Below are 22987 nucleotides of genomic sequence, written 5' to 3' on the forward strand. Positions count from 1 at the left end.
GCACTCCTTGCGGCTCAGCCGACGCGCAATGCGCGCAGGTCCAGTCGACCGTCCTTGAGCGGCGGGCACCAGTAGTAGCCACCGGTGATCGGACGGCTGATGCGGTACAGACCGTCGGTGATGCCGTCTTCCAGGCCACTCATGCGGCGCAGTTGGGCTTCGAAGGCGTCGAGGGAAAAACCGAAGGCCAGGAACATCAGGCCAGCACGGTCACCTTCGATCCACGGCATCGAGCGGCGCACCACGAAGGCTTCAGGCGCAAAGCTTTCCTGGGCGGTGCGTTTGACGTGGGCGGAAACCGGCGCGTCGTCGATCTCTTCGTTATCGCTCAAGCGGCGACCCATGATGTTGTCTTTTTCATCCGCCGACAGCCCATGGAAACCTTTCAAGTCATGCTGCCACTGCTGGATCGCGGCGAAGCTGCCACCCACCGTGCCGTCCGCGCCCTCACCCACCAGGGCGGCGGTCACGGCGGCTGCGTCGTGGGGGTTCTCGGTGCCATCTTCGTAGCCGGTCAGGTCATGGCCGGTCATGTGGCGAAAGGTTTCGTTCATCTGCACCAGGCGCAACGCCGGGGCCAGTGCCGCCGAGATGGCGTTGCTGCGGTTGAGCAATTCGCCACGGTCTTCACCGTGCAGCCAGCACCAGAGCGCGTGTTGGGTCGACGGATTGTCGACACCGACGCCAGTCAGTGCCGGGAAAGTGCGCAGGCCTTCGATCTGCCCATCCAGCGCCTTGACCAGGGATTCACCGAAGCCGACCACCACCGATTTGCCGTCCACCAGGCCTTGCAGGTTATCGAGCGCGGTCGGTAGAGCAGCAACGGATTCGAGGGCGAAGAACATATGGCGAGCTTGAGGCGGAACGGGGGTGGCGAGAATGCCCGGCTGGTAATGACTCATATGAACTCCTCGAAAAAGAGCATGGAGTTTAACCGGAGTACGAGGGTTTGTGTGCCGTCAGAGGCCAGGAACCTGTGGCAAAGGGGGCTTGTGTGGCGAGCGGGCTTCTGTGGCGAGGGGGCTTGTCGGATCGCCGCACCGCCCCGTTGGAGCGCGTAGCGCTCCCCTGCATTTTCAGTCATACCGAGTCGCCAGGTTTTGGGGGCTGCTTCGCAACCCAACGGGGGCAAGCCCCCTCGCCACACAAGCCCCCTCGCCACAGAAGATCAAACCACGCTGGGGCTTTCGTTGCGGAACGCACTCGGACTCATGCCGGTCCAGCGCCTGAAAGCCCGGCGAAAGCTGCGCACGTCGCTGTAGCCGACTTCCTCGGTGATGCGTTCGATGGACATGTCCGGGTTGGCCAGCAGGCTCATGGTGCGGGCCTGGCGCACTTGTTCCAGCAGCGTTTCGAACGTCAGCGCATGTTCGGTGAGACGGCGGCGCAAGGTGCGGCTGCTCATGTTCAGGTCGCCGGCGATTTTCTCGATGTGGCTGCCCTCGGTCAGGTCCCGGGCAATCGCCCGTTCCACCGCCTGGATCAGATCCATTTTCCGGTGCACCTGCGCGGCTTCCAGTTCGAGCAATTTCACGGCCTGGCGCAGGGCCAGGGAATGGTGATTGGGCAACTGAACGTCCAGCCAATGCGCATCGATCACCATGCGGTTTTGCAGGCAACCGAAACGCACGTCCGGCCCCAGCAGGCGCGAATATTCGCCGAGATAGTCCGGCGCGGCATGCACGAACTCCACGGCCGTCGGCTTGAAATCCGCCCCGACCAGCGCCCGGCCGTACACCAGCAGGCTGGCGAAAAACTCCTCGACCGCGAATAACTGCACGTCGGCGAACGGCAAGCGGCATTCAACGTCGATAAACACCCGATCCCCCGCCTCCTCCACACTCGACACGACAATGCCGCCAGAGGTGTGTTGATGGCGAATGCCCAGTTCGAAGGCATCGCGCAGAGTCTTGCACAGCGACAACACATGCCCCAACAACCCCAGCGTGCCGAGCACATTCTGCGCGCCGACCCACAAGCCCAGCCCCTGATTGGGCAAGGCCTTGAGCGCGCGTTGAATCATGGCCACGGCCTGGCGATGGGAAATACGCTGCGCCGGGTCCTGCAGGTCTTCAAAGGTAAAGCCCAACCCTCGGCACAGGCTCTCGGGGTGGATGCCTTTTTGCTCGGCGACTTCGGCCAGGGTCTGCAGGAGAAACGGCGACACCAGCGCCAGTTCAAAGGTGGGATCGATCACTTTCATTTGCATGGGGCTATACATTCCGGGTCGAGCTGCATTCTTATTTTTGTAACCGGTTATGTCGAAGGAAGTTAGCACAGGGCTCAAAGACTGTCCGCAGAAGTCCCCCTAAATGGCCGCCAATACCCTGCCTTGCAGGGCACAGACAGCTTATTTCTATGTTGCGGCCCTCGTATGGATGCCGGACAACCCGACAACAATAATAATGAGTACACCCATGATCCCGACCCGCACGACACTCCCCCTGATGGTCATTGGCCTGGCCGGCGTCTGCGCCCTGCAACCGGCACTGGCCACCGAGACTGGCGTGGACAACATCGGCACCGGCACCGACGGCTTTTTCGTGTTGCCGCTTTCGCCCGACAGCCTTCCGGACAACATGGTTGCGTTCAACCTCTACTACAACCACTACAAAGCCACGAAGCTCAATATCAGCTCGCTCGGCGGCAAGGTGCCGAACGTCGAGATCGAGTCCACGGCGGTCATTCCGCGCCTGGATTACCTCAGCCCGGTGCGCGTGTTTGGCGGCCGGCTGGCCGGCTACATCGCGCAGCCCTGGCTCAAGCAGGAAGTCTCGGTGTTCGGACTGCCGCAGGACACCCGTGAAGGCATGGGTGACACAACGTTTGCGCCGATCATTCTCTGGGACATGGGCCCGAACCTGACCCTCGGCGCCGCTATCGAAATCACCGTGCCGACCGGCGAGTACAGCGTTGACCGCCTGGCCAACACCAGCAACAACTTCTACACCTACAAACCGTTGTTCTCCTTCACCTGGCTGCCGACGGACAGAACCGAGGTGTCGATGAAGACCACCTACAGTTTCAACGAGAAAAACAAGGACACCGACTACAAGTCGGGGCAGATTTTCCACTTCGATTATTCCGCCAGTTTCAAGATCACCGACGACCTGATGCTCGGATTGAACGGCTACTATCTCAAGCAAACCACCGACGACAAACAGTTCGGCCACACCGTGCAGTTCAATGGCCAGGACGTGAACGACGGGGTGCGCGGCCAGGTGTTTGCCATTGGTCCGGCGCTGCACTGGACCTTTCTCAAATACGCCAGCGCGGAGATTCGCTGGGCCAAGGAGTTCGACGTGGAAAACCGGCCTGAAGGGGAAATGCTTTGGGCCAAGGTCAGTATTCCCTATGCGTTCTGACTGAACTGACGCCTTCGTCGGAACGCCGCCCGGAGCAAGCCCGCTCCCACAGGGGAATGCATTCCAAATGTGGGAGCGGGCTTGCTCGCGAAGGCGTCGGGACAATCACCCAAAAAACATCAGGAATACACCGGCCAGCTATCCACAATCCGCCCACCCCGAACCGCCAGCAAATCCCCGAACTGCAACAACACCGACTCCGTCTGGGCAGGCCGCAAGAACACCTGGTCCTCAACCGTCAGCCCCACCGCGGCCGAACCATTGACCATTTCCTGGTTCGAGCTGCGGCCATACACGCCATTGCTCTGCAACCCCGCTGGCGATTCGAACTCCGCCATCCAGTTACCGCCATAGATGAAATACGTCTCGCGCTGATTGGTGTCCCACCAGGAAAACAGCCTGGACTTGCCATCCAGCGCCGGAATATTCACAGCCCCGGTGCTTTTCAGCACCGGCGTGGCGATAAAAGCGGCCGGCACATGCTCCGCCAGTGACGGCAAATCATAATGAGTGGGCTTGAGCAGCCCCGTCCCCACCGACACTTCGCTGCTGAGCTGTTCGTGTTCATGCATGCGATAGCTCGGGCTGCCGGCCGTATTGAGGGTCAGCCCTTCGCGCCACAAACCGGGGTATTGCTGACGGGTGAAATCGACGCAGCGGTTGTAAACCACCATCACCTTGGCGAACAGCTCCTCGGGCGAGCCCAGGATCCCCGGCACGCCCATGCCCACGAACGGGTCGTAGCCCATGTACCCGGCGAATTCCAGGTGCTGCGGGTGCTGGCTGATCAGCGCCAGCATCTGCCCGAGTACGCCAAGGTCACTGACGCCACCGCGATGCAGCCCGACATCCAGTTCGATGTTCACCCGTATTCGCGTGCCCAGCCCTTGAGCCAGGGCGAGGTATTGCTGCAAGCGTTGCGGCGTATCGAGCAACCATTGCAATTGCTTCGAAGGGTCGAAAGAACCCTTGTGCGACTGATAGAACAACTCGGCCGAACGCACCGGCAGCGGCTTGCCCAGCAGAATATCGGCCTCGGCAAACTGCACCGCGTCATGATTGAGAAACGGTTGGTGAAACGACATCAGCCGTTGCGTACCGGCGCGCTGGGCGATGTAGGCCAGAAGCCCCGGTGCCGGCAGTGATTTTTCCACCAGGCGCAGGTGCTTGCCGGCGCGCTTGACCGATTGCATCACCACATCGATGTTGTGATCCAGCCGATCAAGGTCGATCAGCATCACCGGTCGCATCGGGCCGTGGTCCTTGAGTTCGCGGTTCAGCGCAAGGAAGTAATCGCTGTACGGCGCGCCTCGGTCACCCGGCCGCAGCCACGCCCCGACACCCACCAACAAGGCGCCGACACCGGCGGTGCCGAGCAAGAAATTGCGGCGATTGACGGCCATCAGCTCACCCCCAGAATGGATGACAAGTGCGCGTTGAGAAATTTGCCGCTGGGGTCGAGCGCCTGCCGCACCTGGATGAATTCCTGCCAGCGCGGGTACAGCGGCTGCAGGTTTTTCGCATTCAGCGTGTGCAACTTGCCCCAGTGCGGCCGGCCGTTGTACTTCCAGAAAATCGGCTCGATGGCGGCGAAGAAATTGTGATGATCCATCTGGTAATGCTGGTGGACCGAGATCGAACAGCTGTCGCGACCTTCGAACATGCTCAGGGGAATGTCGTCGGCCTTGACGTAACGGTACTCGATCGGAAACCAGGTGCGCAGGTCCTTGTCCTGGATCAGTTTGAGGATCTCGCGCAAACAGGCTGGGCCGTATTCGGCCGGCACGGAGTATTCCATTTCATTGAAACGTACCGTGCGCACGTTGGCATAGATGTCGAACGAGTCACCCACCCGGTCATCGAAACTGGCCAGGTGGCGCAAGTTATTGAGCATCGTGCGACGCAGGTCCGGGAAGTCGCTGGCGTATTTGTCGATCTTCTCGATCAGCGTGACAAACTCGTTGCCGCCCTCCTCATCCGCCGGGACCAGTGGTGTAGCCGGGTCGCCGGTTTCGTTCAGGGCGATCGACAAGGCGTAGTCGGAATGCGTCACCACGAGCATTTCCCAGTGCTGGTTTTCCCGGGTGTTCTTGTCCAGGTCTTCCAGTAACTCTTCGGTTTTAGCGATCCATTGGCGCTCCCGCAATCGATACGCCGGGCGGTTTTGCAGGCGCACCCTGGTGGCCACGCCCAACGCGCCCAAGGACACCCTCGCGGCACTGAACACTTCAGGATGGCGGCTGGCATCGCAGTCGAGCACGTCGCCGTTGGCGGCCACCAACTGCATGCCGCAGACATGCGCCGAATACGATTGAAAGTGCTTGCCGGTACCGTGGGTCGAGGTCGAGATCGCGCCGGCAAGGGTCTGGTAATCGATGTCAGCCATGTTTTGCAGGGCCTGGCCGATGTCCTTGAGCGGCGTGCCCATGCGTGACATCGGCGTGCCGGCGGCGAACTCGGCCTGCAGCGTTTGCCGATCGTGATCGAGCAAACCCGTGAAATAGCTCAGCGACAGCAAGGTGCCGTCGGTGGGCACCAGCGCACTGAAGGAATGCGCCGAGCCCACCGGACGAATCTTGCCGGGGGCCTGGCGCACCACTTGCGTCAACTCATCCAGGTTCTTGGGCGCCAACCGCGCAGCCGGCAGGCAACTCTGGCCTCCCGACCAATTGCGCCAGGGAATCAGGCGTGGCGCGCGCAGCAGCTCGGCCACTGCCGGCGTTGAGCCGAGCGCGGTAAAGGCGCCAATGACGCTCGCCCGTTGCAACAACTGACGCCGTGTCAGGTCCATCGTCATGAATCGCACCCTGCCGTTCTTGTTATTGGATTTGCTGGCCGGACATAAAGGCAATCAGCGCCAGGAACTGTTCTTGCGAACACTGCATGCACATCCCCATCGGCGGCATGCCGTTGTAACCGTTGATCGCGTGATCGAGCAGCGTGTCGGCGCCCTGTAACACCCGTGGTTGCCAGGCCTTGATATCGCCGGTCAGCGGCGCCCCGGCCGCCGGATTGGCATGGCAAAGCTTGCAGCTGTTGTCGTAGACCTGCGCGAGTTCCGCGTCGGCGGGCCTCGCGGCACCTGCTTCGCTGCGGGTCGGCGGGTTGTTCGGCTCTTTGCCGCACCCTGCAAGCAACGCCGCAAAGACACAGCCCACCAAGGCCAAACAAAGGCTAGGCTTTTCAGTTAATCGGCTTGCCCGCATGGCTGTCCTCTCAATGGCTGCCCGGCCGGCCGGGTGCACTTTTTTGTTGTGATCAAGGAGAGTCAACATTAAGGCACCCCACGCGGGCAGGTTGAGGGCATTGGGGGCCAACAAGGGGCGCTTCTGAGGCCATGACGCAAGGCACCGATAAGTCCCCGGACATAATGCTGTTCGGCAAAACCCTGAGATGAGTCATGACAAGCGTTGCTGAGGTCTGCTAAAACGATTCACCAGTGCATCAGCCAATCCAGAGGGGTAGCGACATGACCACAGCCAATATTCTCCAGAACCTGTTCCCAAGCCCCGCCGAGATCCCGGAAAAGTACCGCCTTGACGGCCAGACCGAGCAGCGCGAGTACCTGGTCGATGGCCAACTCAGAACCTGGAACGGGCCGCTGGCCCTGGTCCGCAGCCCGGTGTACCTGGCAGGCCCGAATGGCGATGAACAGGTGATCCTCGGCAGCACACCGCTGCTGGATGCCGACACCGCCTTGACCGCCCTCGACGCCGCAGTCCGTGCCTACGACCGTGGCCAGGGCCTGTGGCCGACCATGCGCGTGGCCGAACGCATCCAGCACGTCGAAACCTTCCTCGCACGCATGCGCGAGCAGCGCGACGCCGTGGTCAAGTTGCTGATGTGGGAAATCGGCAAGAACCTCAAGGACTCGGAAAAGGAGTTCGACCGCACCTGCGACTACATCGTCGACACCATCAACGCCCTGAAGGAACTCGACCGCCGCTCCAGCCGTTTCGAACTGGAACAGGACACCCTCGGCCAGATCCGTCGCGTACCGATGGGCGTGGCCCTGTGCATGGGGCCTTACAACTATCCGTTGAACGAAACCTTCACCACGCTGATCCCGGCGCTGATCATGGGCAACACCGTGGTGTTCAAGCCGGCCAAGCTCGGCGTGCTGCTGATTCGCCCGCTGCTGGAGGCCTTCCGCGACAGCTTTCCGACCGGGGTGATCAACGTCATCTACGGCAGCGGCCGCGAGACGGTCAGTGCGTTGATGGCCAGCGGCAAGATCGACATCTTTGCCTTCATCGGCACCAACAAGGCCGCCAGTGACCTGAAAAAACTCCATCCGAGACCCCACCGTTTGCGCGCGGCGCTGGGCCTGGATGCGAAAAACCCGGGCATCGTCCTGCCGGAAGTGGATCTGGACAACGCGGTCAGTGAAGCGGTGACCGGTTCGCTGTCATTCAATGGCCAGCGCTGCACCGCTCTGAAGATCCTGTTTGTCCACGAAGACGTGGTCGAGTCCTTCATCGACAAATTCAATGCCAGGCTCGCCAACCTCAAGCCCGGCATGCCCTGGGAAAGTGGCGTAGCCCTGACACCGCTGCCGGAATCGGGCAAGGTCGACTATCTGCATGCACTGGTGGCGGATGCCGAAAGCAAAGGCGCCAAGGTAGTCAACCCCAACGGTGGCGAGGCTCGTGCGTCATTCTTCTACCCGGCAGTGCTGTACCCGGTCACGCCGCAGATGCGGGTTTATCAGGAGGAACAGTTCGGCCCCGTCATCCCCATCGTGCCCTACCGTCATCTGGATACCGTGATCGACTACGTGCTGGAGTCGGACTTTGGCCAGCAATTGAGCATCTTCGGCACCAACCCGGTGGCGGTTGGCCGGCTGGTGGACACCTTCGCCAATCAGGTCGGGCGCATCAACCTCAATGCCCAGTGCCAGCGCGGCCCGGACACCTATCCCTTCAATGGTCGCAAGAACTCGGCCGAAGGCACCTTGTCGGTCCATGACGCACTGCGGGTGTTTTCGATCCGCACCCTGGTGGCGACCAAGTTCCAGGAGACCAACAAGGACCTGATCAGCGAGATCATCAGCGGCCGCAGTTCGAGCTTCCTTACCACCGACTACATCTTCTGAGGAGAGCCAGCCTGAGTACATCCAGAGCCCAACGATTGCCACCGCTGTTGCGCCGATTGCTGCGTCCGTTGCTGGACCCGTACCGGCGCTACCGCCATGCCCGGGTGATCCATGCGGTGCGGGTGTCGCTCGGGTTGCTGGCGACGATCCTGCTGACCACCGGCATCAATCTACCCCACGGTGAGTGGGCGTCGGTGACCATGCTGGTGGTGATCGGCGGCTTGCAGCACCACGGCAACATCGGCAAGAAAGCCGCCGAGCGCGCCATTGGCACCTTGATCGGCGCCGGTGTCGGCCTGGTGTTGGTGGCACAACAGGCCTGGCTGGGGATGCCCTGGCTGACCTATTTCGCGATGTCGGTGGTCTGCGGGTTTTTCTCGTATCACGCCATCGGCAAGGGTGGTTACACGGCGTTGCTGTCGGCGATTACCGTGTTCATCGTCGCGGGGCACGGCGACAACCCGGTCACCGATGGCTTGTGGCGCGGGGTGGATATCCTGATCGGCATTGCCCTGGCCCTGGCGTTTTCCTTTGCCCTGCCGCTGTACGCGGTTTACTCCTGGCGCTACAACCTGGCCGATGCGCTGCGTGATTGCGCGAAAGTCTACGGGCGCATCATTGACGGCCAGGCCATCACCGCCGACGAACACCTCAAGCTCATGACTCGCCTGAACGCGGCGATGGTGCAACTTCGCTCACTGATGCCCTCAGTGTCCAAGGAAGTGAAGATTTCCATGACCGAACTCGATGCCCTTCAGCGCAACCTGCGCATGTGCGTCAGCACCCTGGAAATCCTCGGCAATACCCGACCGGATGCCAATGACCTCGAGGCGATGTCGCTGATGCAAACGGCATTGAAAGCCGAGCATCGACAGATTCGCGTGCAATTGATCGGCATGGCCCGGGCGTTGAAATCAGGCGCCGCCCAGCGGCTCAATCGCCCCGTGGATGTGCCGCTTGTCAGCCTTGATGCGCCGGTCTACAACACGCTGGACGGGTATCGTTTGCTGACCCAACAACTGGCCGCCAACGTCGGGGAGATGCGCCAGCGCTTGGCCAAGAGCGCGCCGCGCTGGAACATCTGACGCCCCTGGTTGGCACTCAAGGCGTCACCGTGCGCCGAAACTTCAGCGTCCAGCCTTGTTGCATGCCGGCAGCGGCCAACAGAATCGCCGCGACTCCAATCCATTGCAGTGGCTCCAGGCGATGACCGAAAGCAAACCAGTCGACGAAAATCGCCGCGATCGGGTAGATGAAGGACAGCGCGCCCGTCAACGCAGTCGGCAGTTTTTGAATCGCGCCGTACAGCAACACGTACATCACACCGGTGTGGACCATGCCCAGCGTCACCAGGCTGGCCCACGCGCTTGGCGCCTGCGGCAGCACCGAAAGATTCGCGAAGGGCGCGAGCAACAGCACGCCTGTGCTGACCTGAATCAGCGCGATCAAATGCGGTGGGGTTCCAGTCAGGCGCTTGATGATCAACGCGGCAATTGCGTAGAGAAACGCCGCGCCCAACGCCAAGGCAATGCCCATCAGGTAATCGCTGCCGCTTTCGCCCTGGCTGCCATGGGCACTGACAATCGCCAGCATCCCGAGAAACGAAACACCCAGCCAGGTCAGTTTCTGCGCGGTGATCTTTTCGTTGAGGAACAACGCCGCCAGCCCGACCAGCATGAAAGGCTGGACGTTATAGACGGCGGTGCCGATGGCAATCGACGCCCGGGAATAGGACGCGAACAACAGCACCCAGTTGCCGACGATCGCCACACCGCTGAGCACTGCGAGCAGGAACGTGGTGCGGGTCAGAATGCCGGGGCGCAGAAAGCCGAAAGCCGCGCAAATGAGCAGCAAGGTGCCAGCACCGAACAGGCAGCGCCAGAACACCACATCCAGCACCGGTTGCCCGGACACCAGCACGAACCAGCCGATGGTGCCGGAGATCAGCATGGCGGCCGTCATTTCGAACGAACCGCGGCGTAGGGTTTTGTCCATCATCAGACTCCTGTGTTTGTGGCCAAAGTATGCCAATGCACCCAGGGGCTACTCCAGAGTAAAAAGCAGGCTAAACTCTGGATCTGCCTTTTTTATCAAGGCCTTTTTGAAAAAATGCCTAACAGAGGGTTTCGCCATGACCGATGATATCGACCAGTTGCTGATCACGGCGCTGATGGAGGACTCGCGGCGCTCGCTCAAGGCCCTGGCGCAAATCAGCGGCCTGTCTTCCCCCAGTGTTGCCGAGCGTCTGCGCCGCCTGGAAGAGCGAGGCGTGCTCAAGGGCTACACCGTTGAAATCGACCCGAAATGCTTCGGCTATCAACTCCAGGCCATCGTGCGTATTCGCCCGTTGCCGGGGCAATTACAGGAAGTGGAGCGGCAAATCATGGCCATTCCCGAATTCACCGAGTGCGACAAGGTCACCGGCGACGACTGTTTCATCGCGCGCCTGCATGTGCGCTCGATGGAACAACTGGACACCCTGCTCGACCGACTCAACACCCACGCTGAAACCAATACGGCGATCGTCAAGAAAACCCCGGTCAAGCGCCGGTTGCCGCCCATGGCGTGAGTGATATTTGCTTCAGACTGAAGTAGATTGATGGTTTCCGGCGAAGGATTGACGGCATGAAAACTCAGGCAATACTACTGGTGGCTACGATGTTGGCGGGTTGCGGCACGATTCAGACGGTTGTGCGCAGTGACGAAGTGGCCTCGAAAAGTCTCAAGGAACAAAAGAGTTACTGCGGCGCGGTACCGCGAATCTACAGCGGCGTGACCTACGACTTCTGCTACCTGAACGCGCCCCTCGAAGACGGCCGGGATGCGCAGGTACATGGTCCCGCCCCCGCTATCGTGCTGCTCGACGTGGTCGTGTCCGGGGCGATGGACACACTGCTGCTGCCCTACACAATCTACCGCCAGCAAGCCGACGGCAGCATCGTCATTACAGAGTAGGCCTGGATTTGTGGTAATAAAAAACCCGCCTGAGCGGGTTTTTTAGTTCAAGGCCGAGGATCAGTCATCGCGGCTCATGATGCCGAACAGCTGCAACAGGCTGACGAACAGGTTGTAGATCGATACATACAGGCTGATGGTAGCCATGATGTAGTTACGCTCGCCGCCATGAATGATGGCGCTGGTCTGGAACAGAATGCAGACCGAGGAGAACAGCACGAAACCTGCGCTGATCGCCAGTTGCAGGCCGCTGATCTGGAAGAACAGGCTCGCCAGCGTCGCACCCAGCAGCACAAAGAAGCCTGCCGTGATGAAACCGCCGAGGAAGCTCATGTCCTTGCGGGTAATCAGCACATATGCCGACAGACCGCCGAACACCAGCGCCGTCATCGCGAAAGCCGAGCTGACCACTTCAGCGCCGCCCTGCATACCCAGGTAACGGTTGAGGATCGGGCCAAGCAGGAAACCCATGAAACCGGTCAGGGCAAATGCCGACACCAGGCCCCAGGCCGAATCACGGAGTTTGTTGGTGAGGAAGAAAAGACCGTAGAAGCCGATCAGCACCACGAAAATGTTCGGGTAGCCAACATGCATCTGCTGGGCAACGTAGGCTGTCACACCGCTGAAAGCCAGGGTCAGGGCGAGCAAGCCGTATGTGTTGCGCAGGACGCGGCTAACCTCTAGCTGCTCAGCCTGCACGCTGTTATTAACTGCGTAATCCTGTTCGCGCATGGCGACACTCCTGTTGGTTTGAAACGTTCAGTCGCAAAGATCATAACAGACGCTCTGTAACAAGCTATGCAGAGAGTTTGACAGTGTGTTTCATTCAGGTATTATGGCGCCCGCAACGCAAACGGAGGTGTGGCCGAGTGGTTTAAGGCAACGGTCTTGAAAACCGTCGACTGTAACAGGTCCATGAGTTCGAATCCCATCGCCTCCGCCATATTTGTACCGACAAAGCCCTGATTATTCAGGGCTTTGTCGTTTCTGGGGTTTGGGAATCGGTGCTGCTTTTCAGAGCCGTTACAAAACCATTTGGTACCCCTCGACCAAGCTGAAAGCGCCGCTATAGGGAAAAGGTCGCCAGCTGACCTTCTTGACCGGCAGTAAACGGCTGTGGATTCAGCCGGTCGCTACAGGCAGTAATCATCCAATCCGCTCTTCCCGCAGAGATCTCGCGGCCCTCGGCCCGAAACCTTCTCGGGCGCTTAAACCTTCCAGGCAATCCCCATCCGTTGCTGCTTTAGCAGAATCCTCAAAAAAACAAAATGATTCCACCTGGCCAATTCGTGACCGATTGGTTTTCGCTGTGAACGTTAAATTGGCACGTGTCGATATCAGGCAAGGAGGCGGCGTGGACAGGTAACTGAATTATCGAACAAGCCGGGTAAGGTGGCGCCTCTTTTCATGGAAATAACCACATCGCGACGATGGGTTTGATAAGTACGGCAGCGTTTGAAGGGTGCCACTTTCAGGAAGCGGCAGCAGGAAACGATGATGATCCGTTGCCCCCATCACTTCGCTTAAATGTCGATCAGCAGAGAAAAAAAACCCGATGATTAGCCCGAGCTCCAAGGATTCGAATGGCCAATTGGCACAGGGCTTCAAGCCTCGTCACGTAACAATGCTGTCAATCGCCGGGATTATCGGCGCCGGTTTATTCGTTGGCTCAGGACATGCCATTGCAGCTGCTGGCCCGGCCGTCCTGCTGGCCTACCTATTCTCAGGCCTGCTTGTGGTTCTGGTCATGCGTATGCTCGGTGAAATGGCGGTGGCCAACCCGGACACAGGCTCGTTCTCCACCTATGCCGACCAGGCAATAGGTCGTTGGGCAGGCTTCACCATCGGTTGGCTGTACTGGTGGTTCTGGGTACTGGTGATCCCTATCGAAGCACTGGCCGCCGGCCATGTGTTGAACCAGTGGTTTCCCCAGATCGATGCCTGGCTGTTCGCCCTGGTGTCGATCATTGCGTTGGTGATCACCAATCTGTTCAGTGTCTCCAAGTACGGCGAATTCGAATTCTGGTTCGCCATGGCCAAGGTGGTGGCGATCATCGGTTTCATCGGCGTGGGTTTTGCCGTGCTGATGGGCTGGGTTCCCGATCGGGAAGTCAGCGGCTTGAGCGGCCTGATGGCCGAGCATGGCGGATTTGCCCCCAACGGCCTGTCGGCGGTAGTCGGCGCTTTCATCACCATCATGTTCAGCTTCATTGGTACTGAAGCGGTCACCATCGCCGCCGCCGAATCCGACAATCCCTCGCAGAACATCGCCAAGGCCACGCGTTCGGTGATTTGGCGCATCGGCGTGTTCTACCTGTTGTCGATTTTCGTGGTCATCTCCGTGGTGCCCTGGAACGATCCGCTGCTCGCCCAGGTAGGCTCCTACCAGCGGGCACTGGAGATCATGAACATTCCCCACGCCAAGTTCATGGTGGACGTGGTGGTGCTGATCGCCGTGGCCAGTTGCATGAACTCCTCGATCTACATTGCTTCGCGCATGCTGTACTCGCTGGGTCGTCGTGGCGATGCGCCGAAGGCGCTGAAGGCGACCTCCTCCGAAGGCGTGCCGCGTGCAGCAGTCATCGCCAGCACCGTGCTGGGCGCGGCGATCACCGTGTGGAGCTACTTCATGCCCGCCGGGCTGTTTAACTTCCTGCTGGCCAGCTCCGGCGCGATTGCCTTGCTGGTGTACCTGGCCATTGCGGTGTCGCAACTGCGCATGCGCCGGATGTTGCGTCGGCAGAACGTTGAGCTGACCTTTCGCATGTGGCTGTTTCCATGGCTGACGTGGCTGGTGATTGCGTTCATTTGCGCAGCGCTGGCAGTCATGATGATCACCCCGGAGCACCGTACCGAAGTCAGCACAACCATTGGCCTGGCGCTGGCGATTTCCTTTATCGGCCTTGTGACGTCCCGTCACCCTGCGCAGGCTGCGAGGGTGACGTCAGTGGGATAAACCAAGGAGGTATTTGCGCCAAACCTGCTCCCTGCGCCAAGGCTGGGGAGTATTACCAGCTCCTGCGTCTCAGGCCGTAATCGCTCTCTGTGAGGACATGACCACGATGTCATCGAACTCCACCGTGTCCGACGGTACGACTCAATCCGTTGGTTTTCTGCTGCTGGATAAATTCACACTTATTTCCCTGGCGTCCGCAGTAGAGCCACTGCGCATGGCCAATCAGTTGTCGGGACGAGAGCTATATCGCTGGCATACGTTCAGCCCCGATGGAGAGCCTGTCTGGGCCAGTGACGGCGTGCCGATCACTCCGGATGCTTCGTGGAACAATCCATTAGTGGCGGACACTGTAATCGTGTGCGGTGGTGTTGGAATCCAGAACGTGATTACCCGCGAGCACATTACCTGGCTGCAAGCCTTGGCGCGTCAATCCAGACGGTTGGGAGGTGTGTGCACCGGCAGCTGGGCGCTCGCCAAAGCCGGGCTGCTCGACGGCTACGAGTGCAGCGTGCATTGGGAATTCTTGGCCGCCATGCAGGAAGCTTTCCCGCGAGTGAGCATCAGCGCGAGTCTCTTCACCCTGGACCGAAACCGATTCACAAGCTCCGGGGGAACAGCGCCGCTGGACATGATGCTGCACCTGATTGGTCGCGATCATGGTCGTGAATTATCCGCAGCCATCTCTGAGATGTTTGTTTACGAGCGCATACGCAACGAACAGGACCATCAGCGGGTTCCGCTCAGGCATGTGCTGGGAACTCATCAGCCTAAGCTGCAGGAGATCGTCGCGTTGATGGAGGCCAATCTCGAGGAACCGATCGACCTGAATAACCTTGCAGAATACGTTGATCTGTCACGTCGACAGCTGGAACGGCTATTTCAGAAATACCTTCACTGTACGCCGTCACGCTACTACTTAAGGTTACGTCTTATTCGAGCGCGACAACTGCTTAAGCAAACATCATTGTCGATCATTGAGCTGGCGTACGTATGCGGTTTCGTGTCCACACCACACTTTTCCAAGTGCTATCGCGAGTACTTTGGTGTTCCACCAAGCGACGAGCGCTCCGGCTCTGACATGAGTCGCAAACCGGCAACGCTTGCGACTACGCAGCAGTCATCAACTAAACCACTGACAGCGCTCGACCAGGCACGAAACGAATCGACTTTTGCCAGTGTTCGAATGATTGATCGTTTCGACTTGGCGGAGTCGTGCTGACAGGACGTCCCTGCCGCCCCCATTCATCCGTAGTGCATGGGTTTACTCAATAAGATCACGCAGGAGATTTGACGTGCACATTGGTGTTCCTCTCGAAACCCAGACCGGTGAAACACGGGTTGCTGCAACCCCGGAAACCATCAAGAAGCTGATCGGCCAGGGCCATAAGGTCACTGTACAAAGCGGCGCCGGCATTAATGCCAGCGTTGTCGACAGTGCCTATGAAGCGGCAGGCGCAAGCATTGGCAGCGCCAACGATGCGTTTGCTGCCGAGCTGATTCTCAAAGTCGTCGCCCCCAACGACAGCGAGCTCGCCCTGATCAAGAGCGGCACCGTAGTGGTGGGCATGCTCAATCCGTTCAGCAATGAAACCATCGCCAAAATGGCCGAATGCGGCATTACCGCCTTTGCCCTGGAAGCTGCGCCGCGCACCTCCCGCGCCCAAAGCCTGGACGTACTGTCGTCGCAAGCCAACATCGCCGGCTACAAGGCTGTGTTGCTGGCCGCGCACTACTACCCGCGTTTCATGCCAATGCTGATGACCGCAGCGGGCACCGTGAAAGCGGCGCGCGTGCTGATCCTGGGTGCCGGCGTGGCCGGCTTGCAGGCCATCGCTACCGCCAAGCGCCTGGGGGCGGTGATCGAAGCGTCTGACGTGCGTCCGGCGGTAAAAGAGCAGATCGAATCCCTCGGCGCCAAGTTCGTCGACGTGCCCTACGAGACCGATGAAGAGCGCGAATGCGCCGTCGGTGTCGGCGGTTACGCTCGCCCGATGCCGGCCAGCTGGATGCAGCGCCAGGCCGCGGCCGTGCACGAACGCGCCAAGCAGGCGGACATCGTTATCACCACCGCGCTGATTCCGGGCCGCAAGGCGCCGACGCTGCTCAGCGCGCAAACCGTGGCCCAGATGAAACCGGGTTCGGTGGTCATCGATCTCGCGGCAGCCCAGGGCGGCAACTGCCCGCTGACCGTGGCCGACCAGGTGGTCGTCGAAAACGGCGTGACCATCGTGGGCCCGACCAACCTGGCCAGCGCCGTGGCGGCTGACGCTTCGGCGCTGTACGCCCGCAACCTGCTGGACTTCATGAAACTGTTGTTCGATAAAGAAGGACAACTGGTGATCAACCTTGAAGACGATATCGTCGCCGCGTGCCTGATGTGCCGCGACGGCCAGATCGTGCGCAAGAACGGCTGAGGATAAAAACAATGGAAGACATGCTGATCTCTGACGGTATCTACAACCTGATCATCTTCGTGCTGGCGATCTATGTCGGTTACCACGTGGTCTGGAACGTCACGCCTGCGCTGCACACCCCGTTGATGGCGGTGACCAACGCGATCTCGGCGATCGTGATCGTCGGCGCCATGCTGGCAGCGGCTTTGACCGTGACGCCACTGGGCAAGACCATGGGCACCCTGGCCGTGGCCCTGGCCGCGGTGAACGTATTCGGTGGCTTTTTGGTCACCCGCCGCATGCTGGAAATGTTCAAGAAGAAAGCGCCGGCAAAAGCTCCGGCCGCCAAAGCTGAAGCAGTCAAGGCTGAGGTGCAGCAAGCATGAGCATGAACCTGGTTACCTCCCTGTATTTGATCGCCTCGGTCTGCTTCATCCAGGCGCTCAAGGGCCTCTCGCACCCCACCACGTCGCGTCGTGGCAACCTGTTCGGCATGCTCGGCATGGGCCTGGCGATCCTCACCACGGTCGGCCTGATCTACAAGCTCGGTGCCGAACTGGCCCAGGACGGTATCGTCTACGTGATCGTCGGCCTGCTGATCGGCGGCACTGCCGGGTCGATCATGGCCAAACGCGTTGAAATGACCAAGATGCCCGAACTGGTCGCCTTCATGCACAGCATGATCGGCCTGGCCGCGGTGTTCATCGCCGTGGCTGCCGTGGTCGAGCCGCAGTCGCTGGGCATCGTCAAGCAACTCGGTGACGCGATCCCGGCCGGCAACCGCCTGGAACTGTTCCTCGGTGCCGCCATCGGTGCAATCACCTTCTCCGGTTCGGTGATCGCCTTCGGCAAGCTGTCCGGCAAGTACAAGTTCCGCCTGTTCCAGGGTGCACCGGTACAGTTCAGTGGCCAGCACAAGCTGAACCTGCTGCTGGGCCTGGCCACACTGGGCCTGGGCGTGACGTTCATGCTCACCGGCGACTACACCGCTTTCGGCGTGATGCTGGCGTTGGCCTTCGTGCTCGGCGTGCTGATCATCATCCCGATCGGCGGCGCGGACATGCCCGTGGTCGTGTCGATGCTCAACAGCTACTCCGGCTGGGCAGCGGCGGGCATCGGCTTCTCGCTGAACAACTCGATGCTGATCATCGCCGGTTCGCTGGTAGGTTCGTCCGGTGCAATCCTCTCGTACATCATGTGCAAGGCGATGAACCGCTCCTTCTTTAATGTGCTGCTCGGGGGCTTCGGCAATACGGCGGACGCGGCCGGCCCGGCGGGTTCGAAAGAAGCCCGTCCGGTGAAGTCCGGTTCGGCCGACGACGCGACCTTCCTGCTAACCAACGCCGATACCGTGATCATCGTGCCGGGCTACGGTCTGGCGGTGGCACGTGCTCAGCACGCGCTGAAAGAGCTGACCGAGAAGCTGACCCATCGCGGTGTGACCGTGAAGTATGCGATCCACCCGGTTGCCGGTCGTATGCCCGGCCACATGAACGTGTTGCTGGCCGAGGCCGAAGTGCCTTACGACCAGGTGTTCGAGATGGACGACATCAACTCCGAGTTCGGCCAGGCCGACGTGGTACTGGTGTTGGGCGCCAACGACGTGGTCAACCCGGCCGCGAAGAACGATCCGAAATCGCCGATTGCCGGCATGCCGATCCTCGAAGCGTTCAAGGCCAAGACCATCATCGTTAACAAGCGCTCGATGGCCAGCGGCTATGCCGGCCTGGACAACGAACTGTTCTACCTGGACAAGACCATGATGGTGTTCGGCGACGCTAAAAAGGTCATCGAAGACATGGTCAAAGCCGTCGAGTAAGTCCTGCCTCAGCGCAACACTAAAATGACGCGCCTTCCCCTATCCTGCGAACGTTATGCTTTCGCAGGATAGGGGTGAAGATTTATAGACGAACGCTGGCAAAGGTTGACTCGTTACGTGCCTGGCTCAACGCTGACATCGAACCGGCCAACGGCGACAGCACCAATGCTTGCGGCAACGGCATCATCGCCACCTGCTGCGTGGTATTGGAGCCGACGCGCTCGTCACGCGGCGGAATGCCGAAGTACTCGCGGTAGCACTTGGAGAAGTGCGGCGTGGACACAAAGCCACAGATCGACGCCACTTCGATGATCGACATCGGCGTTTGCTTGAGCAACTGGCGCGCGCGGACCAGGCGCAGTTTCAGGTAGTAACGCGACGGCGAGCAGTGCAGGTACTTCTGGAACAGCCGCTCCAGCTGACGACGGGATACGTCGACATACACCGCCAGTTCGTCCAGGTCGATCGGTTCTTCGAGGTTGGCCTCCATCAACGCGACGATTTCCTGCAACTTCGGTTGATTGGTACCGAGCATGTGCTTGAGCGGTACGCGCTGGTGATCCTGTTCGTTGCGGATGCGCTCGTAGACAAACATTTCCGAGATCGCGGCCGACAGTTCACGCCCGTGATCACGGCTGATCAGGTGCAGCATCATGTCCAGCGGCGCGGTGCCGCCGGAGCTGGTGAAGCGATTACGGTCAAGGGTGAACAAACGGGTACTCATTACTATCCGCGGAAAAGCTTCCTGCATCGCCGCCAGGCACTCCCAGTGCACACTGCAATCGAAACCATCGAGCAGGCCGGCGCAAGCCAGGGCCCAGCTGCCGGTGCACACCGCACCGAGTCGGCAGGCCTTGCGGGCCTGGCCTTGCAGCCAGGATACGTGTTCACGGGTAACGGTGCGCTGAATGCCGATGCCACCGCAAACGATGATCATGTCCATCGGCGGGGCTTTGTGCATGGAAGCGTCAGGGGTGATTTGCAGGCCGTCACTGGCCCAGACCTGGCCGCCATCGACGGTGAGGGTGGTCCAGCGATAAAGCTCGCGACCGGACAACTGGTTGGCCATTCGCAGCGGTTCTACAGCGGACGCCAGAGAAATCAGCGTGAAATTGTCCAGCAACAGAAAGCCGATGGATTGAGGCGCACGGTTCTGGGGTTGAGCCCCGGAGTTGAACGTCGTCATCGCGGTATCTCCTCACACAAAGCGGGTGATTGGCCTCAGGCAAAGGCTCTTTTTATACCCCCATCCAAAAGTTGGTGGGTTTGTCCCTATTCAACCTGCAAAGGTCATACCCAATAACATATGTTTGAACGGATCCAAAAACGACATCATCCAATGTCTCTACGCTGAGGGTTTGCAGGGCGGGAGCCATAAGGAAAACGCTTGATTTTGAGCCCCTGCTTATCAAGCTTGTGCACATTCGTAGCACATGCGCGAGAGATGCCTATAAACGACGACTTATTTGTCACCGACACTCACATGTCGGTTTTTGAAAACAATAATGACCAATGCCCGATTTTGGGCTGGCACAAGCGCCATGCGCTATAAAAGTGATCTGCGACCGGGAGCAGAAAGGCTTGCGCAGTATTACGATCGTTTGGACGACTGCTATTGGCCGGTTTCTGCCTGTCACGAAGGGCCGCAGTCGACCCATTGCTGACGCTCGCAAGGGGCTGCATTCGGCTAGAAGCTGTGACTCGAAGGTGTCTACGGACCCAGAGGCGATTCACGTGGTATGGTTCCCGACGCTGATCTGATTATGGATGGCACCATTGACGTTATGTGGCAGGCAACGCCACAAGTGACCTTTTTTTACAAATTTTCAGGGGGCTAAAACATTACGATAGTCCGGCCGACTCCGCTTGGTGGTTCGTATAGTTTGTTGCTTCCTCGTTAAGTGAGATGACTATGCCCTAGGTGAAAAGTTTCGAAGGTTTATTGGATTTTTTGTCATTAGTTATTGTTCATGCTCCGGATGATTTTCCAAAAGAAGATTATTTACGTGATGAGGAGCAGCTAACTTTGGAAAAGGCTTTTGAAGAGATTGGCAACGGTATGCAGTTTGTTGCCAATAAAATTCCGGATGAAAAGGTTTTGCAGCAATTGCGGAGTTACTTAAATTCGTCCCTTGCGGCGTATAGGCAAGGGGATGACATAAAGGGTGCTCAATTGCTTCAAGATTTTGAGCGAATAATTTTAGAGCAAAATTATTGATATCTTTTAGTTAAAGCTACAAAAAACCCGGCGCTAACCGGTTTTTTTTATTTCTGCATCAGCCCTGCTGCGCGAGCATGGCATCGAGCATATCAATTACAAACTTCTGTTTGGTCTTCGGCAGCTTGGCGATGCGCAACAGCAGGTTTTTTGCTGTGAGTGGCTGCTTTTTGAGGCTCAATGTTTATATTAGCAATCGTGAGGCTTGCTTGGGCTCAGCTTGATCTCGTCTGACCTGAGGGGTCGTTTTCAGCGGGTCGCGACCGGCAGAGATCGACCCATAAGGGACGTTCGCAATTCCCGACAGCGGACATTTACAACGTAGCAATCGATGGAAACCGTTTATGCACGTTTAGCAGTCGGAGGCGTAAGGTAGCAATTCAAATGGCTTCCCGATGGCCTTTGCTATCGTTGCAGTGAGTTCACTCAGATCGTCAGGCCCCTCCGCCTCGCAGATCGTGAGATTTTTTAGTTCTTTCTCCGACGTTTTACTTCGGCACTGCACCTGCAGCCATGAACCACCAGGTCCCTTTGCGGGGCGTACCCGCACAACTTCAAATTGAATTACATCTTCCATCGACACCACGTAGAGTTCCGAACCGAAAGAAATCAGCGCAGAACAGTCGTCTGAGCGACCGATCCATCCATAGTGGGTACTGAAATTCCCATCGAGTAACCTGATGAACTCCAGTTCACTCTGCGATGCTGGGCGGCACTGGGCGTGCCTCATCGTTGACAAGTCACCAGGGATAGGGGCCACCGGGACAAAGCTTTCGATCGCGACTTTATCCTTCGCACTGCACGAACGACGATAGCCGGTTTTGACGCCTATATGGCACGCTACCTTTAGCCTCGGCTCTTTTAAGTGGGCCGAATTAGTAGCGGGAAACCGCTGCATTTCGGGCGGCCAGACATACAGTTCCACCGAAGCGGGACCAAACTTCCACTCATGTCCGAAGGTGTTCGATGTCCGTGTTTTTTTACCCTCTCCAAGGATTGGCTGCAGTTGTTCTACGGTGCGTTGGAGGTTTTCAAGAGCATCGTTCCCGAAATAGGCATGGCCTGAAAACTCGGTCGCGGGCATTGCCGCAGAAAACTGAGGAAAAACCTGGGCTGAAAGTGGCCATAGCAAGCCACGCACAAATGGGAGGCGCGTGACAATCTCAATTACCTCCCAACTGTAAGCGGCGTGTTGTCGTGTTCCGAATTTCTCCTCCAGAGAGCCACGTGAGCAATTCCAAGGAAGGCCTATCGCAGTTAGATAGTCATGCAACGCAGTTTGAATCGGAAATGCGCAATCAGCTTCCATGTTCTCCTCGGTATACATCTATCGCGATAGGGGACCGGCCTATTCGGTTATCGGCGATCTGACCGTCTCCGTCGAACGCCCCGTATGGCTGTCCGGCGCTCTGGTTGATAACGAGGATTTGCCACAATTTGGCCCACATTGATCTTCGATTGTCGACTATCTAAACCATGATGTCGACTGACCGCTTCTGGCCGATTGTTGCCTTTGACGAGGAGCAGCTAGCGACCCGTTGCTGAGATTCAGAACGCTGGTATTAACCGTCAGCGCATCCGTATTGATTGGGTCTTAGTTTTCTTTCGAAAACTCCTCACAAGCGTTGCCAAGTTCGTCTGAGCTTAAAATATTAGACTTCGATTCAATCTCGGCGAACACACGAGCATAGGATTCCGATGCCCGCAAATTTTTGAGGAAATCTGCATCCGTATCTTGTAGGAAGTGGGCGGCCACCGCATAGTATCGCTCCCGCATACCAGGATTCACCGAAGAGCACTTGGCCTCGAAAAAGTCATATGGTGCAATAAAGGAAGCCGATGCTTCGTCAATGCACCCATCACCTGTACATGGTGAAGTTGCACTGGCTAATGTGGCCCAAAGCATCGGTAAGCAAGCCAAAGTTTTCAAAGTGTTTTGCATCGGTTGATCTTGATTAGGGGTGAAGAGGTGCAATTTCGCTCCTGCCACTTGAACTCGACGTGGCGATTATTGAAGTCGAGGTTATCCTCATCGCCACCGTGTACGCAAAGTCCTGCGACCCTCTAGATTCGAAGCAGCAGCGGTAACGCTACCAATTTGCCATCATTGTGTCCATCGTCCGCTTTTGGCCGTTTTCTGCCTGTCACCAAGGGCAGCTTCGGTTGACTGCAGTCTCTGGGAAATA

At 58.6% G+C, this 22987-nt stretch carries 22 protein-coding genes and 1 tRNA gene; 12 read left to right on the plus strand and 11 right to left on the minus strand.

Annotation, left to right across the window (positions count from 1 at the left end):
* Window positions 1-14 precede the first annotated feature (14 nt).
* Together KGA98_RS08045 and KGA98_RS08050 are read right to left on the minus strand one after the other, a co-directional pair.
* Window positions 15-902: a Dyp-type peroxidase gene (locus KGA98_RS08045; RefSeq protein WP_154946708.1), complete on the minus strand. Its 888-nt coding sequence runs from the start codon at window positions 900-902 to the stop codon at window positions 15-17.
* Between the two features lie 266 nt (window positions 903-1168).
* The gene (locus tag KGA98_RS08050) at window positions 1169-2209 is read right to left on the minus strand and encodes an AraC family transcriptional regulator (protein ID WP_223502001.1); all 1041 of its coding nucleotides are present in this window, start codon (window positions 2207-2209) and stop codon (window positions 1169-1171) included.
* Window positions 2210-2447: 238 nt separating this feature from the next.
* Between KGA98_RS08050 and KGA98_RS08055 the strand changes: the two genes are divergently transcribed.
* Entirely contained in the window at window positions 2448-3365 is a 918-nt protein-coding gene (locus tag KGA98_RS08055; protein ID WP_411736661.1) for a transporter, read from the plus strand.
* A gap of 119 nt (window positions 3366-3484) precedes the next feature.
* Here the strand turns inward: KGA98_RS08055 and KGA98_RS08060 are convergent, their stop codons facing one another.
* From KGA98_RS08060 to KGA98_RS08070, 3 genes are all read right to left on the minus strand, one after another.
* A complete protein-coding gene (locus tag KGA98_RS08060) occupies window positions 3485-4693 on the minus strand; it encodes a DSD1 family PLP-dependent enzyme (protein ID WP_223502073.1) in 1209 nt (402 codons plus the stop codon).
* Window positions 4694-4767: 74 nt separating this feature from the next.
* Window positions 4768-6162, minus strand: coding sequence for a D-arabinono-1,4-lactone oxidase (locus KGA98_RS08065; protein ID WP_411736659.1), 1395 nt, complete (start codon window positions 6160-6162; stop codon window positions 4768-4770).
* Between the two features lie 22 nt (window positions 6163-6184).
* A complete protein-coding gene (locus KGA98_RS08070) occupies window positions 6185-6571 on the minus strand; it encodes a c-type cytochrome (protein WP_057714317.1) in 387 nt (128 codons plus the stop codon).
* A 263-nt stretch (window positions 6572-6834) separates the two neighbouring features.
* Here KGA98_RS08070 and KGA98_RS08075 point away from each other — a divergent pair, with 263 nt between their 5' ends.
* On the plus strand, window positions 6835-8460 hold the full coding sequence (locus KGA98_RS08075) for an NADP-dependent glyceraldehyde-3-phosphate dehydrogenase (RefSeq protein ID WP_223502002.1): 1626 nt from the start codon (window positions 6835-6837) through the stop codon (window positions 8458-8460).
* Between the two features lie 44 nt (window positions 8461-8504).
* Window positions 8505-9545, plus strand: coding sequence for an FUSC family protein (locus KGA98_RS08080; protein ID WP_154946792.1), 1041 nt, complete (start codon window positions 8505-8507; stop codon window positions 9543-9545).
* 16 nt (window positions 9546-9561) lie between these two features.
* Here the strand turns inward: KGA98_RS08080 and KGA98_RS08085 are convergent, their stop codons facing one another.
* Window positions 9562-10455: a DMT family transporter gene (locus KGA98_RS08085; RefSeq protein ID WP_218497317.1), complete on the minus strand. Its 894-nt coding sequence runs from the start codon at window positions 10453-10455 to the stop codon at window positions 9562-9564.
* Window positions 10456-10591: 136 nt separating this feature from the next.
* Here KGA98_RS08085 and KGA98_RS08090 point away from each other — a divergent pair, with 136 nt between their 5' ends.
* Together KGA98_RS08090 and KGA98_RS08095 are read left to right on the plus strand one after the other, a co-directional pair.
* Complete coding sequence (locus KGA98_RS08090; protein ID WP_046038550.1) at window positions 10592-11029, plus strand: Lrp/AsnC family transcriptional regulator; 438 nt, start codon at window positions 10592-10594, stop codon at window positions 11027-11029.
* A 56-nt stretch (window positions 11030-11085) separates the two neighbouring features.
* Window positions 11086-11415 (plus strand): YceK/YidQ family lipoprotein, encoded by a 330-nt coding sequence (locus KGA98_RS08095; protein ID WP_057714311.1) that lies wholly within the window; start codon window positions 11086-11088, stop codon window positions 11413-11415.
* Between the two features lie 60 nt (window positions 11416-11475).
* On the opposite strand, the gene KGA98_RS08100 is transcribed toward KGA98_RS08095, so the two are convergent.
* Entirely contained in the window at window positions 11476-12147 is a 672-nt protein-coding gene (locus KGA98_RS08100; protein WP_057714309.1) for a Bax inhibitor-1/YccA family protein, read from the minus strand.
* Window positions 12148-12270: 123 nt separating this feature from the next.
* Between KGA98_RS08100 and KGA98_RS08105 the strand changes: the two genes are divergently transcribed.
* The 6 genes from KGA98_RS08105 (at window position 12271) to KGA98_RS08130 (ending at window position 18583) form a co-directional block, all read left to right on the plus strand.
* Window positions 12271-12358 (plus strand) — tRNA-Ser (locus tag KGA98_RS08105).
* A 612-nt stretch (window positions 12359-12970) separates the two neighbouring features.
* Window positions 12971-14371: a GABA permease gene (gene gabP, locus KGA98_RS08110; protein WP_223502003.1), complete on the plus strand. Its 1401-nt coding sequence runs from the start codon at window positions 12971-12973 to the stop codon at window positions 14369-14371.
* 106 nt (window positions 14372-14477) lie between these two features.
* Window positions 14478-15590: a GlxA family transcriptional regulator gene (locus tag KGA98_RS08115; RefSeq protein WP_411736660.1), complete on the plus strand. Its 1113-nt coding sequence runs from the start codon at window positions 14478-14480 to the stop codon at window positions 15588-15590.
* A 73-nt stretch (window positions 15591-15663) separates the two neighbouring features.
* Window positions 15664-16785, plus strand: a complete 1122-nt coding sequence (locus KGA98_RS08120) for a Re/Si-specific NAD(P)(+) transhydrogenase subunit alpha (RefSeq protein ID WP_223502005.1) — start codon at window positions 15664-15666, stop codon at window positions 16783-16785.
* An 11-nt stretch (window positions 16786-16796) separates the two neighbouring features.
* On the plus strand, window positions 16797-17150 hold the full coding sequence (locus tag KGA98_RS08125; RefSeq protein WP_057712569.1) for an NAD(P) transhydrogenase subunit alpha: 354 nt from the start codon (window positions 16797-16799) through the stop codon (window positions 17148-17150).
* Entirely contained in the window at window positions 17147-18583 is a 1437-nt protein-coding gene (locus KGA98_RS08130) for an NAD(P)(+) transhydrogenase (Re/Si-specific) subunit beta (protein WP_057712570.1), read from the plus strand. Before KGA98_RS08125 ends, KGA98_RS08130 begins: the two co-directional genes overlap by 4 nt.
* Before the next feature lie 82 nt (window positions 18584-18665).
* Here the strand turns inward: KGA98_RS08130 and KGA98_RS08135 are convergent, their stop codons facing one another.
* Complete coding sequence (locus KGA98_RS08135; protein WP_090455992.1) at window positions 18666-19769, minus strand: GlxA family transcriptional regulator; 1104 nt, start codon at window positions 19767-19769, stop codon at window positions 18666-18668.
* A gap of 735 nt (window positions 19770-20504) precedes the next feature.
* On the opposite strand from KGA98_RS08135, the gene KGA98_RS08140 reads away from it, so the two are divergent.
* Window positions 20505-20801 carry a hypothetical protein gene (locus KGA98_RS08140; protein ID WP_223502006.1) on the plus strand — a complete coding sequence of 99 codons (297 nt, stop codon included), beginning with the start codon at window positions 20505-20507 and terminating at the stop codon, window positions 20799-20801.
* Between the two features lie 58 nt (window positions 20802-20859).
* On the opposite strand, the gene KGA98_RS28430 is transcribed toward KGA98_RS08140, so the two are convergent.
* From KGA98_RS28430 to KGA98_RS08150, 3 genes are all read right to left on the minus strand, one after another.
* Window positions 20860-20982, minus strand: a complete 123-nt coding sequence (locus tag KGA98_RS28430) for a hypothetical protein (RefSeq protein WP_263287819.1) — start codon at window positions 20980-20982, stop codon at window positions 20860-20862.
* Between the two features lie 171 nt (window positions 20983-21153).
* Window positions 21154-22110, minus strand: coding sequence for a hypothetical protein (locus tag KGA98_RS08145; protein ID WP_223502007.1), 957 nt, complete (start codon window positions 22108-22110; stop codon window positions 21154-21156).
* A gap of 285 nt (window positions 22111-22395) precedes the next feature.
* The gene (locus KGA98_RS08150; protein WP_223502008.1) at window positions 22396-22776 is read right to left on the minus strand and encodes a hypothetical protein; all 381 of its coding nucleotides are present in this window, start codon (window positions 22774-22776) and stop codon (window positions 22396-22398) included.
* Between the last annotated feature and the right edge of the window lie 211 nt (window positions 22777-22987).

It is taken from the genome of Pseudomonas sp. BF-R-24 (assembly GCF_019947335.1).
GTDB lineage: Bacteria > Pseudomonadota > Gammaproteobacteria > Pseudomonadales > Pseudomonadaceae > Aquipseudomonas > Aquipseudomonas jessenii.